Source organism: Phyllobacterium phragmitis, from assembly GCF_002980495.1.
Taxonomy (GTDB): Bacteria; Pseudomonadota; Alphaproteobacteria; order Rhizobiales; family Rhizobiaceae; genus Paramesorhizobium; species Paramesorhizobium phragmitis.
On sequence record NZ_PVBR01000007.1, the window covers coordinates 159,144 to 171,673 of the forward strand.

At 62.7% G+C, this 12,530-nt stretch carries 14 protein-coding genes; 8 read left to right on the top strand and 6 right to left on the bottom strand.

Annotated features, from left to right (window positions below):
• Nucleotides 1-42 precede the first annotated feature (42 nt).
• From trpS to C5748_RS11775, 3 genes are all read left to right on the top strand, one after another.
• A complete protein-coding gene (gene trpS, locus C5748_RS11765) occupies nt 43-1,110 on the top strand; it encodes a tryptophan--tRNA ligase (protein WP_105742219.1) in 1,068 nt (355 codons plus the stop codon).
• A 122-nt stretch (nt 1,111-1,232) separates the two neighbouring features.
• On the top strand, nt 1,233-1,724 hold the full coding sequence (locus tag C5748_RS11770) for a universal stress protein (protein WP_105742120.1): 492 nt from the start codon (nt 1,233-1,235) through the stop codon (nt 1,722-1,724).
• Nucleotides 1,725-1,827: 103 nt separating this feature from the next.
• Nucleotides 1,828-2,394 (top strand): NifU family protein, encoded by a 567-nt coding sequence (locus tag C5748_RS11775; protein WP_105742121.1) that lies wholly within the window; start codon nt 1,828-1,830, stop codon nt 2,392-2,394.
• 68 nt (nt 2,395-2,462) lie between these two features.
• Here the strand turns inward: C5748_RS11775 and C5748_RS11780 are convergent, their stop codons facing one another.
• Complete coding sequence (locus tag C5748_RS11780) at nt 2,463-3,080, bottom strand: L,D-transpeptidase (RefSeq protein WP_105742220.1); 618 nt, start codon at nt 3,078-3,080, stop codon at nt 2,463-2,465.
• Nucleotides 3,081-3,347: 267 nt separating this feature from the next.
• Between C5748_RS11780 and C5748_RS11785 the strand changes: the two genes are divergently transcribed.
• Nucleotides 3,348-3,845, top strand: a complete 498-nt coding sequence (locus tag C5748_RS11785) for an MmcB family DNA repair protein (protein ID WP_105742122.1) — start codon at nt 3,348-3,350, stop codon at nt 3,843-3,845.
• A 137-nt stretch (nt 3,846-3,982) separates the two neighbouring features.
• On the opposite strand, the gene C5748_RS11790 is transcribed toward C5748_RS11785, so the two are convergent.
• The 3 genes from C5748_RS11790 to hrpB all read right to left on the bottom strand — a co-directional run bounded on the left by C5748_RS11790 (nt 3,983) and on the right by hrpB (nt 8,483).
• Nucleotides 3,983-4,546, bottom strand: coding sequence for an ActR/PrrA/RegA family redox response regulator transcription factor (locus tag C5748_RS11790; protein WP_105742123.1), 564 nt, complete (start codon nt 4,544-4,546; stop codon nt 3,983-3,985).
• A gap of 89 nt (nt 4,547-4,635) precedes the next feature.
• Nucleotides 4,636-5,934 carry an ActS/PrrB/RegB family redox-sensitive histidine kinase gene (locus C5748_RS11795; RefSeq protein WP_105742222.1) on the bottom strand — a complete coding sequence of 433 codons (1,299 nt, stop codon included), beginning with the start codon at nt 5,932-5,934 and terminating at the stop codon, nt 4,636-4,638.
• Nucleotides 5,935-6,023: 89 nt separating this feature from the next.
• Nucleotides 6,024-8,483, bottom strand: coding sequence for an ATP-dependent helicase HrpB (gene hrpB, locus C5748_RS11800; protein ID WP_105742221.1), 2,460 nt, complete (start codon nt 8,481-8,483; stop codon nt 6,024-6,026).
• A gap of 147 nt (nt 8,484-8,630) precedes the next feature.
• Here hrpB and C5748_RS11805 point away from each other — a divergent pair, with 147 nt between their 5' ends.
• Genes C5748_RS11805 through fghA form a run of 4 tightly spaced genes read left to right on the top strand, consistent with a single transcriptional unit; the run spans nt 8,631 to nt 11,389 of the window.
• Complete coding sequence (locus C5748_RS11805; RefSeq protein ID WP_105742124.1) at nt 8,631-8,921, top strand: metal/formaldehyde-sensitive transcriptional repressor; 291 nt, start codon at nt 8,631-8,633, stop codon at nt 8,919-8,921.
• Nucleotides 8,922-8,961: 40 nt separating this feature from the next.
• Nucleotides 8,962-10,074 carry an S-(hydroxymethyl)glutathione dehydrogenase/class III alcohol dehydrogenase gene (locus C5748_RS11810; RefSeq protein ID WP_105742125.1) on the top strand — a complete coding sequence of 371 codons (1,113 nt, stop codon included), beginning with the start codon at nt 8,962-8,964 and terminating at the stop codon, nt 10,072-10,074.
• A complete protein-coding gene (locus C5748_RS11815) occupies nt 10,074-10,529 on the top strand; it encodes a GNAT family N-acetyltransferase (RefSeq protein ID WP_105742126.1) in 456 nt (151 codons plus the stop codon). The genes C5748_RS11810 and C5748_RS11815 overlap by 1 nt, the downstream gene beginning before the upstream one ends.
• 17 nt (nt 10,530-10,546) lie before the next feature.
• On the top strand, nt 10,547-11,389 hold the full coding sequence (gene fghA, locus C5748_RS11820; RefSeq protein WP_105742127.1) for an S-formylglutathione hydrolase: 843 nt from the start codon (nt 10,547-10,549) through the stop codon (nt 11,387-11,389).
• A 4-nt stretch (nt 11,390-11,393) separates the two neighbouring features.
• Here fghA and C5748_RS11825 read toward each other — a convergent pair whose 3' ends face one another.
• Nucleotides 11,394-12,143 carry an RES family NAD+ phosphorylase gene (locus C5748_RS11825; RefSeq protein WP_105742128.1) on the bottom strand — a complete coding sequence of 250 codons (750 nt, stop codon included), beginning with the start codon at nt 12,141-12,143 and terminating at the stop codon, nt 11,394-11,396.
• Nucleotides 12,103-12,498: an antitoxin Xre/MbcA/ParS toxin-binding domain-containing protein gene (locus tag C5748_RS11830; RefSeq protein ID WP_245429028.1), complete on the bottom strand. Its 396-nt coding sequence runs from the start codon at nt 12,496-12,498 to the stop codon at nt 12,103-12,105. Before C5748_RS11830 ends, C5748_RS11825 begins: the two co-directional genes overlap by 41 nt.
• Nucleotides 12,499-12,530: the final 32 nt, after the last annotated feature.

Here is a 12,530-nt window from a genome sequence, read left to right on the forward strand (position 1 = left end):
CATATCATCCACCCGGCTCTCCACCAGCTTCAGGGAACCAGCATGAACAGTTTCAAACCGCTCGTCTTCTCCGGCGTCCAGCCGACCGGAAACCTGCATCTCGGCAATTATCTGGGAGCGATCAAGCGCTGGGTGGATCTGCAGGACAGCCACGACTGCATCTATTGCGTCGTCGACATGCATGCGCTGACGGTTTCGCCCGATCCCGCGGACCTGATGGTTTCGACGCGTGAGGTGACGGCTGCATTCCTCGCAGCGGGCATCGATCCCAAGAAGCATATCGTCTTCAACCAGAGCCGCGTGCACCAGCATGCCGAACTCGCCTGGGTGTTCAACTGCGTGGCGCGCATGGGCTGGCTCAACCGCATGACGCAGTTCAAGGACAAGGCCGGCAAGGACCGCGAGAATGCGTCCGCCGGGCTGTTCGTCTATCCGAGCCTGATGGCCGCCGACATTCTCGTCTACCGGGCGACGCATGTGCCGGTCGGCGAGGATCAAAAGCAGCATCTGGAACTGACCCGCGACGTCGCGCAGAAATTCAACAACGACTATTCCGACCGCATCGCCTCGCTGGGCGTCGGTGTCGAGATGGCCGTCGGCGACGAGACCGTTTCAGGCTTCTTCCCGCTGGCCGAACCGCTGATCGGCGGTCCGGCAACGCGGATCATGTCGCTGCGCGACGGTACCAAGAAGATGTCGAAATCCGATCCGTCCGACCTTTCGCGGATCAATCTCGTCGACGATGCCGATACGATCGCCAAAAAGATCCGCAAGGCGAAGACCGATCCCGAAGCGTTGCCGTCGGATGTGGAAGGGCTGGAGAGCCGGCCCGAGGCGGACAATCTCGTCGGCATATTCGCCGCACTTTCCGGCACCGACAAGGCCAGCGTCATCCGCGATTTCGGCGGCAGGCAGTTTTCCGAGTTCAAGCCGGCGCTGGCCGACCTCGCGGTGGCGCGACTTTCGCCGATCACCGACGAAATGCGCCGTATCTCGGCCGATCAGGCTCACGTCGATGCGGTCCTGAAGGATGGCGGCGAGCGCGCCGGCGTTCTCGCCGAAGCGACCATGCGCAATGTGCGCGATATCATCGGTTTCCTGCAGGATTGAGCCCCGCAGGGCCGAAAGCGTGACGGAGCAACGGTCTTGCTCCGTTTGTTTTTTTCCGGGATCTTGGAGGCGGGGGAAATCACGTCCTTGCAGGTCCCCTCTTGCAATGGCAAATTGATCGCATGGTTTCAAAACGTCTCAGCCGGGAAGCCGGACACCGCCGCAAGTTCCTCGCCGTCATCGACGAGACGCCGGAGTGCGACCGCGCAGTCGCCTATGCCTCACGCCGCGCCAAGAACACCGGCGGCACCTTGGTGCTGCTGTTCGTGATCGATTCGGTCGATTTCCAGCAGTTTCTCGGCGTCGGCGACATCATGCGCGCGGAAGCCGAGGAACGGGCCCAGGGAACGCTCAACAAGTTCGCCGCCAAGGTGCGCGAGGAACAGGGGCTGGAACCGGAACTCGTCGTGCGTGAAGGGCAGACTTCCGAGGAAGTCCACGGGCTGATCGAGGAAGATCAGGACATCGCCGTCCTGGTGCTGGCGGCCGGGGCCGGCAAGGAAGGTCCAGGCCCGCTCGTACAGTCGATCGCCGGGCGCGGCGCGGCTTTTCCCGTCCCGGTTACGGTGGTGCCGCACAACCTCACAGACCAGGACATTGATGCCGTCGCCTAACATCCTTATATAGGTCACGCAGACGTCATTGACGCCAGGCTTGAACCGCCCGGCCGATAGGCCTACTTTCGAACAGTTCCAAGAACCAGCGCGGGAGAACGCGATGTTCATCCAGACCGAAACGACGCCCAATCCGGCGACCCTGAAATTTCTGCCCGGAAAAGTGGTCATGCCGGAAGGCACGGCAGACTTCCGTAATGCCGATACGGCGGGAAATACATCGCCTCTTGCCGCCAAGCTCTTTGCAGTGCCCGGTGTGACGGGTGTGTTCTTCGGCTATGATTTCATCACCATCACCAAGGACGATCCGGACTGGCAGCATCTCAAGCCCGCCATTCTCGGCACGATCATGGAACATTTCATGGCCGGCGCGCCGGTCATGTCCACGACCGAGGACAGCGTGCCCGAACATGGCGAGGGTGAGTTCTTCGACGAGGCCGATACCGAGATCGTCGGCACCATCAAGGAACTGATCGAGACGCGCGTGCGCCCTGCCGTCGCGCAGGACGGCGGCGACATCACTTTCCGCGGTTTCGAAAAGGGAACCGTCTATCTGCACATGAAAGGCGCCTGCTCCGGCTGTCCGTCCTCGACGGCAACGCTGAAGCACGGCATCCAGAACCTGCTGCGGCATTTCGTGCCTGAAGTGCAGCACGTCGAATCGGTCTGATAAGACCACCACTGATATAAAAAGGCCGCTTTCAGCGGCCTTTTCGCATTCCAGGGGGGGGGCGGAACCTACTTCACGATCACCTTCGCGCCGATATCCACACGGTTGTAGAGATCCATGATGTCCTGGTTCAACAGGCGAATACAACCTGACGACATCGCCTTGCCGATCGACCACCATTCCGGTGTGCCATGCAGGCGATAGCCCGTATCGTGGCCGCCCCTGAACAGATAAAGCGCGCGGGCGCCCAACGGATTTTGCAGGCCGGGCTTCATGCCGCCGCGATACTGCGCCAATTCCGGCCGGCGCCTGATCATCGCTGCCGGCGGCGTCCACGTCGGCCATTCGCGCTTCATCGCGATGCGCGCCGTGCCCGACCATTCGAAGCCCTGCTTGCCGACGCCGATGCCATAGCGCATGGCCTTGCCGTCCGGCATGATGAAATAGAGAAATTTCGCTGACGTATCGACGATCACCGTGCCCGGCGCTTCGCTTGTCTCGTATTTCACGATCTGGCGAAGGTACTGAGACGGAACCTTTGTCTTCGGAATCGCGGGGAGCTTGTAGCCCGCATCCGTTACAGAGGCATATGACGCGGTGTAGAAGGTTCCGCCGACTGTCGAACACCCGGCAAGGGCGGTTGCGGCAATCAGCCCGGAAGCCACCAGCAACGGCTTGATATTCATATATTTCCCCTCGTCTGCAATATCCGATACGGGCGAATCGCCCTTCCAATAGCACCAATGTATTACCGGCATTATTAACCGTGGATTAACCGTAATGCGAGTTTTCCACATTTTCACCTTCCGCGAACCCGTCGGGGCGCGAAAAAGCCACATTTGTGATTGTCGAAAATACAATTATGCTTGCCCGAGCCTAGGAATGAGGCGGCAATTTGGAAGCGTTTGGCGACGCAGTAGACGGAGCGCGTCTCTTTGGCGCAAAATAGCGCCATGCCGATCGTGATTCCCCATCAGACCCATCCGCTCGCCGATGGCCGCCAGTCGGAAAACGCCATGCTCGTGCGGCGCGGCGTGCAGCGTTTGTTCCTTGAGATGGGGCTGACCGTGACACCTGAACTGCCGCTTGCCTCGGGACGGCGCGCCGATCTCGTCGCGCTGACGCGCAGCGGCGATATCTGGATCGTCGAGATCAAATCCTCGATCGAGGACTGGAAGGCGGACCGCAAATGGCCGATCTACCGGGCCCATTGCGACAGGCTGTTCTTCGCCACCCATCCGGGCGTGCCGAGCGATATCTTCCCCGAGGAGTGCGGTTTCATCCTCTCCGACGGCTATGGCGCGGAAATTCTGCGCGATGCGCCGGAACACCGGCTGGCGGCGGCGACGCGCAAGGCGATGACGCTGCGTTTCGCACGCACCAGCGCCGCACGGCTGACGCTTGCCGAGCTTTCGGGCATCAGCATGCCGGATGTGGATATAGGGGAGTAAGGGAGTAAGGGAGTAAGGGAGTAAGGGAGTAAGGGAGTAAGGGAGTAAGGGAGTAAGGGAGTAAGGAAATATACCCCCTATTCCCCTATTCCCCTATTCCCCTATTCCCCTATTCCCCTATTCCCTTACTCCCTTACCTACCTCGGCGCTCGTTTGGCCAAAATGCGCTGGAGCGTGCGGCGGTGCATGTTGAGGCGACGCGCGGTTTCCGAGACGTTGCGGTCGCACATCTCATAGACCCGCTGGATATGCTCCCAGCGCACGCGATCAGCCGACATCGGATTTTCCGGCGGCGGGACCTTTTCACCGGCGCGCCGGGTGAGCGCCGCGAAGACCTCGTCGGCATCCGCCGGCTTCGAGAGATAATCGATCGCGCCGAGCTTCACCGCATTGACCGCCGTGGCGATATTGCCATAACCGGTCAAGACGATGACGCGGGTATCTTCGCGGCGGCTGCGGATAGCCTCGATGATATCGAGACCGTTGCCATCGGCAAGGCGCATGTCGACCACGGCATAGGCGGGGGCTGAATGCCTGACCGCCGCAATCCCTTCCTCGACGGATTCGGCTGTCGTGACCTGGAAACCACGGCTCTCCATGGCGCGCGCAAGACGTTGCAGAAACGGCTTGTCATCATCGACCAGAAGAAGGGAAGGATCGTTGCCGATCGTGCCGGCATTGTCCTGATCTGCGTCTTCCATCAGGTTGTTTCCTACTCGTCTTTTCTTTCGCCCCTTATTGATTGGCCTGCGTCAAAAAGTCAAATAGGCATTGAATTTTGGTCGGAATTTCAGACGATATTTTCCTCTAGAGCGCCGCGTGGCCAGACCACCCGCACCTCGGCGCCCTGCCCCGGATCGCTGCGATTGTGGAAGCTGATCTGGGCGCCGGAACGCTCCAGCAGCGTCTTGGCGATGAACAGGCCGAGCCCAAGCCCGCCGCCATTGGTGCTCGCCTCGCGACTCGTCGTATAGGGCTCGCCGATGCGGTCGAGAATATCCGGCGTGAAGCCCTGGCCATCGTCGAGGATGGTGATTTGCACCGTATTGTCTGTCCAGCCCCATGTCACACTCGCCTTGACACGGGCGAAATCGACGGCATTCTCGATCAGATTGCCCAGACCATAGATGACGCCGGGGTTGCGCCGCGCCACCGGCTCCGGTCCCTCTCCGCCCGTCTTGCTGACGTCGATGAGGATGCCGAAATTGCGATGCGGTGCGATCACCTCCTCGATCAGCGAGGAAAGCGGCAGGCGCGACATATGTTCCTCGCCCTCCGACGACAGGCTGGTCAGCCGCTGCAGGATCTCGCGGCAACGCTGCGTCTGCGAGCGCAGAAGCTCCACATCGTCGGCCAGACGGTCGTCATGCGAAAGGGCGCGCTGCATCTCCTTGACCACCAGGGCAATGGTGGCGAGCGGTGTGCCGAGTTCATGGGCGGCGGCGGCGGCGAGGCCGTCCAGCGCCGAAAGATGCTGCTCGCGCTGCAGCACCAGCTCGGTGGCGGTCAGGGCATCGGCCAATTGCCGCGCCTCCTCGGCGATGCGGTAGGCATAGACGCCGGTGAAGACCAGCGCCGAGACGATGGCGCACCAGACACCCGCGATCAGCAGGAAGGGCAGCGTCATCTGCACGCCGGGATACCAGGGCAGCGGACGATGCTCGAAGGCCAGCAACGTGGTGCAGACGATGACGAGAACGCCGAGCACCATGGTGCTGCGCCCCGGCAGCGAGGTGGCGGAAATGATGACCGGCACGATCATCAGTACCGCGAAGGGATTTTGCAGTCCGCCGGTCAGATAGAGCAGGCCGGCAAGCTGAAACAGGTCGAAGGCGAGGACGGCGATCGCCGTTCCCGGCTGCAGGCGGTGATTGACCGGATAGCGGAAGGAGAGGAACAGGTTCAGCCATGCCGAACAGGCAATCAGCGCAAAGCAGATGCTGACCGGAAACGGGAATTGCAGATAGAGCATCACGAACAGGACGGCCGCCGTCTGCCCGGCAATCGCCAGCCAGCGCAGGCGCACCAGCGTCGTCAGCCTGAGCCGACGCGAGAGGTAGGAGGCGCGATTGCTGAAATCAGGATTCATCATTTCATCTTTCTGGCATTTCCTTATGCGGGAAAGCGTTCGTCTCGCGCAAGAACATACCGCTGCGCCTCGATCCGCCGTTTTCGTGATCATTGCCCACGCGGCTTGGCGCGCCGGGTCGGGTCGGCTGCGAACGGGTCTTCGGGCCAGACATGCCGTGGGTATCGCCCGCGCATGTCGGTGCGCACATCGGCCCATGAGCCACGCCAGAAGCCGGGCAGGTCGCGTGTGATCTGGATCGGGCGATGCGCGGGCGATAGCAGTTCGAGCAGCAGCGGCACCTTGCCCCCGGCGATGGCCGGATGGGTGGCGAGGCCGAAAAGCTCCTGCACACGCACGGCGATCACCGGCTCGTCGGCATCGTAGCGGATCGGGATATGCGAGCCCGTCGGCACTTCGAAATGGGTGGGCGCCAATGCATCGATCCGCCGTTGCAGATCATACGGCACCAGGGAACGCAGGCCATTCATCAGCGCTGAAGGCGGGATGCGGTCAAGCCGCGCCGCGCCCGTAAGGAACGGCAAAAGCCAGTCATCGAGGGTTGCGAGAAGATGATCGTCCTCCATGGACGGCCAGGGATCTCCCAAGCCACGATTGAGCCAGCCAAGCCGGCGGCGCAGGATTTCCGCCTCCCTGCTCCATGGCAAAATAGCGAGCCCGTGCTGGCGCACCGCCTCGATGACGCCCCTATCCGCGTCCTCACCGGATGGGGCGGGCAATTGCCGCTCCGAGAGCGCGATGGCGCCGATGCGGGTCGCCTCGCGGGCGCGAAGGGCATTCTTTTCGGGATCATAGACGATCTGGCGTCCGCTTTCGACACGGGCCCCAAGCACCGCGCGGATATCCTCCTCGCTCACCTCGGCTGCGGCCAGAATGCGGGTCCGCTCCGCCCGCCCGGTGAGATCGGCGACGACCAGCCATCCGGCGCGCGACAGCGGCAGGGCCGGATCGACCTCGCCTCCCCTGCCGTTTGCCAGCACAAATTGTCCGGCTGCGCCGCGCGCCTTGGCGATCCGGTCGGGATAAGCATCGAGAAGCAGGCGTCCGGCGGAGGACGGCTCGCCCGAAGAAGAGGCCGAGCGTACCGCCGAGCCGAGGCGCTTTGCCAGTCCCTTGGCCCGCATGGCGCGGTCGCTTCGGTCGCGATGGAAGCGGGAAAGCCTGACATCGAGATCCACGTCATTGCCGCCGAGCCCGCGCTCGGTCAAAAGCATCGCCAGTTCCGCAGCCCGGCCGCTCTCGCCGCGCCTTGCGGCGGCAACGATCATGTGCGCGAGCCGGGCCGGCAACGCCAGCGCGCGCATCGCCTCGCCATCGGCGGTCAGCCGGCCATCGCCGTCGAGCGCGCCGAGACGCTTCAACAGCGCCTTCGCTTCGGTGAGCGCGGGCGCCGGCGGCGGATCGAGAAAGGCGAGCGTGGCGGGGTCTGCGACGCCCCAGGCCGCGCAATCGAGCACCAGGCCGGAGAGATCGGCTTCGAGGATTTCAGGCGGCGCGAAGGGCGGCAGGGCGGCGGTCTGGCCGGAATGCCACAGGCGAATGGCGATGCCCGGCTCGGTGCGCCCGGCGCGGCCGGCGCGCTGGTCGGCAGCGGCGCGCGCGGCGCGTACCGTCTCCAGCCGCGTCAGCCCGGTGGAAGGCTCATATTTCGGCAGCCGCGCCAGGCCGGAATCGACCACCACGCGAACACCGTCGATGGTGATCGAGGTTTCCGCCACGGACGTCGCCAGCACCAGTTTGCGCTTGCGCGCCGGTGCCGGGCGGATGGCGGCATCCTGATCGCGGCCCTGCATCGCCCCATAGAGCGGTGCGAGGATCACATCGGCGGGCAGACGGTCTGCGAGAAGCCGCGCCGTGCGTTCGATTTCGCCCTGGCCAGGCAGGAAGGCGAGGATGCTGCCCGTCTCCTCGGCAAGCGCCTCGCGGATGGCGCGTGCCATCGCATCCTCGATGCGCTCGTCGGGTTTGCGCTCGCGGTAGCGTATATCGATGGGAAAGGAGCGGCCGGCGCTCTCGATCACCGGCGCATCGTTCAGAAGCCTTGCCACGCGCGCGCCGTCAAGCGTTGCCGACATGACGACGAGCTTCAGATCGGGCCTGAGTGCTGCCTGCACATCGAGCGCCAGCGCCAGGCCGAAATCCGCATCGAGGCTGCGTTCGTGGAATTCGTCGAAGAGGACGGCGGAAACGCCTTTCAAATCGGGATCGTCGAGGATCATCCGCGCGAAGACGCCTTCGGTGACGACAAGAATGCGCGTGCGGGCGGAGGTTTTCGTTTCGAGCCGCATGCGATAGCCGACGGTTCCGCCCGGCTCCTCGCCCAAAAGCAACGCCATGCGGCGGGCGGCGGCACGGGCAGCGATACGGCGCGGCTCCAGAAGCACGATCATGCCATCGCCGCGCCATGACGCGCCGAGAAAATGCAGCGGCACCAGCGTGGTCTTGCCCGCGCCGGGCGGGGCGACGAGCACAGCCGCATTGCCGCTTTCCAGCGCTTGGTCGAGCGCGGGCAAGGCTTCGGTTACAGGCAGGCTCGGCAGGTCTGGCAAACCGTGCTCCATGGGTGTATCGACTGATAGGGCCGGGTCAACAAGGCGCACACCGATACAACAGTTCCACTATGAATGGAAAGGCGGACCGAACCCGTTGACATACTCCCCTACAGTATGTACCGTTTATTGCATTCGGGAGATCCAATGCCGCATTCACTGGCAGACAAGAAGCGCGCGCTGACGCGCCTGCGCCGCATTCGCGGGCAAGCCGAAGGGCTTGAGCGCGCGGTGGAGGCAGGCACGGAATGCAGTGCACTTCTCCAGCAGATTGCGGCGCTGCGCGGAGCGGCCAACGGGCTGATGGCGGAAGTGCTGGAAACCCATTTTCGCGAAACCTTCGGGAAAACGCGGGAAGCGATTGCTGAACGGGCCGTGAGCGACCCCGATGCCGAAATCGATGACATCATGCGGATCTTGCGCACCTATCTCAAATAGGCGCCTTGGAATAATATCGAACTGGAAGGGAAGTATCGTCATGAAATCTCGCGCAGCCGTGGCTTGGGAAGCCAACAAGCCGCTCACCATCGAAACCGTCGAGATCGGCGGGCCGAAGGCCGGGGAAGTGCTGGTCGAGATCATGGCGACGGGTATCTGCCATACCGACGCCTATACGCTTTCCGGCCTCGATTCGGAAGGCAAGTTTCCGGCGATCCTCGGCCATGAGGGCGCAGGCATCGTGCGCGAAATCGGCGCCGGCGTCACATCGGTCAAGGTCGGCGATCACGTCATCCCGCTCTACACGCCCGAATGCCGCCAGTGCAAAACCTGCCTGTCGCAGCGCTCCAATCTGTGCACCTCCATCCGCGCCACGCAGGGACAGGGCCTGATGCCCGATCACACCTCGCGTTTTTCCTGTGATGGCGGCGAGGTGTTCCATTATATGGGATGCTCGACGTTTTCCAATTTCACCGTCCTGCCGGAGATCGCGCTCGCCAAGGTGCGCGAGGACGCTCCCTTCGACAAGATCTGCTATATCGGCTGCGGCGTCACCACCGGCATCGGCGCGGTGGTCTACACGGGCAAGGTCTGGCCGGGCGCCAATGTCGTGGTCTTCGGCCTTGGCGGCATCGGGCTCAATGTGATCCAGGGCGCGCGCATGGTCGGTGCCGACAAGATCATCGGCGTCGATTTGAACCCGGCCAAGGTGGAAATGGCGAAGAAATTCGGCATGACGCATTTCGTCAATCCGGACGAGGTCGGCCGCGACAAGGTGGTCGAGGCGATCGTCGATCTGACCGGCGGCGGCGCGGATTTCTCCTTCGAGTGCATCGGCAATGTCCACACCATGCGCCAGGCGCTGGAATGCTGCCATCGCGGCTGGGGCGAATCGATCATCATCGGCGTCGCTCCCTCGGGCACCGAGATTTCCACGCGTCCGTTCCAACTGGTCACGGGCCGCGTCTGGAAGGGCTCTGCCTTCGGCGGCGCGCGCGGCCGCACCGACGTGCCGAAGATCGTCGACTGGTACATGGAGGGCAAGATCGATATCGATTCGCTCATCACCCACACCATGCCGCTCGAAGAAATCAACACCGCCTTCGATCTGATGCACGAGGGCAAGTCGATTCGTTCTGTCGTGGTTTACTGATGGCCGAGGCGCAGCTACAGTTCGTCTGGAGCGAGTTCGATGCGCTCAGCCTCCGCGATCTCTATGCCATATTGAAGTTGCGCGTCGATACCTTCATCGTCGAGCAGAACTGTCCTTATCCGGAACTGGACGGCAAGGATCTGCATGCACAGCATCTGCATGTGCTGGACGATGGCGATCTCGCAGCCTATCTGCGCGTGCTCGCTCCCGCGGGCGATGGTTTGCCACGGATCAGCCGGGTGATCGTCGCGCCCGGCCATCGCGGCAGGAAACTCGGCGAGAAGATCATGCTTGAGGCCATCGCGCATTGCCGGGAACGCTTTCCGGGCCTCGATATCGAATTGTGCGCACAGAGCCATCTCAGGACATTTTATGGTTCGGTCGGCTTCACGCCTATCTCGGACGAAATCATCAAGGACGGCATTCCGCATATCGACATGCGTCTTACAGCCTAGCAATGAAGGGAGGGCCGATGACACTTGAAACCATCTCGACCGCAAAGAGCTTCGAAGGCACGCAGGGCGTCTACCGCCACAAGAGCGAGGCCTGCGCCTGCGACATGACATTCGCCGTATTCCTGCCGCCGCAGGCGGCGAAGGGTCCCGTGCCGGTGCTGTGGTATCTCTCAGGCCTCACCTGCACGCATCAAAACGTCATGGACAAGGGCGAATATCGGCGGGCGGCGGCCGAACTCGGCATCGCCATCGTCTGCCCCGACACGAGCCCGCGCGGCGAAACCATTGCCGATGAAAAGGACAATTGGCAATTCGGCAGCGGCGCCGGCTTCTATCTCGACGCCACGCAAGCGCCCTATGCCGCCCATTACCGCATGGCGACCTATATCGCCGAGGAATTGCCCGCGCTGGTGGCGCAGAACTTTCCCGTCGACCTGACGCGCCAGGGCATCTTCGGCCATTCCATGGGCGGACATGGCGCCATCACGCTCGCGCTGAAACATCCCGGCCGTTTCAAATCGGTTTCCGCCTTTGCGCCGATCGTCCAGCCTTCGACCGCCGGCTGGTCGCAGCCCGCCTTCGAGAAATATCTGGGGCCGAACGAGATGGCCTGGCGCGCCTATGATTCGACGCTTCTGATCGAGGATGGCTACCGCGTGCCGGAACTGCTGGTCGATCAGGGCACGGCGGATGGCTTTCTCGATGACGGCTTGCGTCCATGGCTCCTAGAGGACGCATGCCGCAAGGCAGGCATTGCGCTGACGCTCAACATGCGCGACGGCTATGACCATTCCTATTTCTTCATCTCGACCTTCATGGCCGACCATATTGGCTGGCATGCGGAACGGCTGAAGGGATAGACGGCTACCGTCCGACGCGTGGATCGGCGGCAAACACAGCTTTCGGGAAGCCAAGCCGCAGTTCCGGCATGTCGCAAAGCGCGCTGACGCCATAATCGGAAAACATCATGCGCCAGGTGGCGAAGCGTATCGGACGCGGGCTCGAGAAGGCGCGGCAGGAGAGAATGGCGACATTCGCGCCTCCCTTGGGATCGCGCACCGAACGGTAGCGGATGAGGCCGATTTCCGCGACCCGCGCCGCATCGCACAGATCGAGGCAAGCGGAATAATCGGTCAAATGCATCCAGCGCGCCTCGTCCTTCACGAATGGCCCGGCCGTCAGGTCGATTGCGGCATCGCTTGCGAATTTCGCCTGGAAGGCCGTGAGTTCCAGCGCATTGCGCGGCCAGGATGTTTGCGGGCTCTCGGCAAAGAACAGGAGCCTGTAGAAGGCCGTTTCGGCGACGGCGGTTTCCATTGCCTCGCTGCCATAAAAGACACCTGGCGAATAGCCGGCACGGCGAAAACGCGAGTCCCCGGGATAGCGGCCATAGCGGAAAGGCGTCGCCAAGAGATAATCGAGCCCCCGGCATTCCGGCGGCAAGGGCGGTTTGCTGGCCTCGAGCTCCTGTTCCAGAAGCGCCTGCTCGTCCAGCGTATCGACCAGCTTCATGGTGGAAACGCGGTGCTGCGCCTCGACCAGCCGCCAGCAGCTCCCTTGATGCGGATGCGCCTCAGACCGGAGCGCGTCGGGCGTCCAGATAGGCGAGAACATGGGCAAGGCCATCTATGGTTTTGATCCGTTCCAGCGGCTTGCCGCCAAGGGCCGTGTTGTCGGCGCGCAACCATTGTCCCGCCGTCGCATCATCACCGCCCATGATCGCATCGAGCGAGCGGTAGAGGCGGATGAACAGAAGAGCCAGTTCATAGGGCTTTCCGGCCAGCGCGGCCTTGCCGTCACTGCGTCTTAGCCTGGAAAGCGTGGCCTCGGAGAGCCCGACAATGGCCGCAAGCTCCTTACCGCTGACGCCCAGAAGGTCTGCGGCGCGGATGAGCGCCTTGGCGATGACGGATGTGCGGTCCGACAACGCCGGCTCGGGCTGTTCCCGACCGAATGAACCTTGCATCATCGATGGAGCCTGCATTGTCTTTCTCTCTTTCT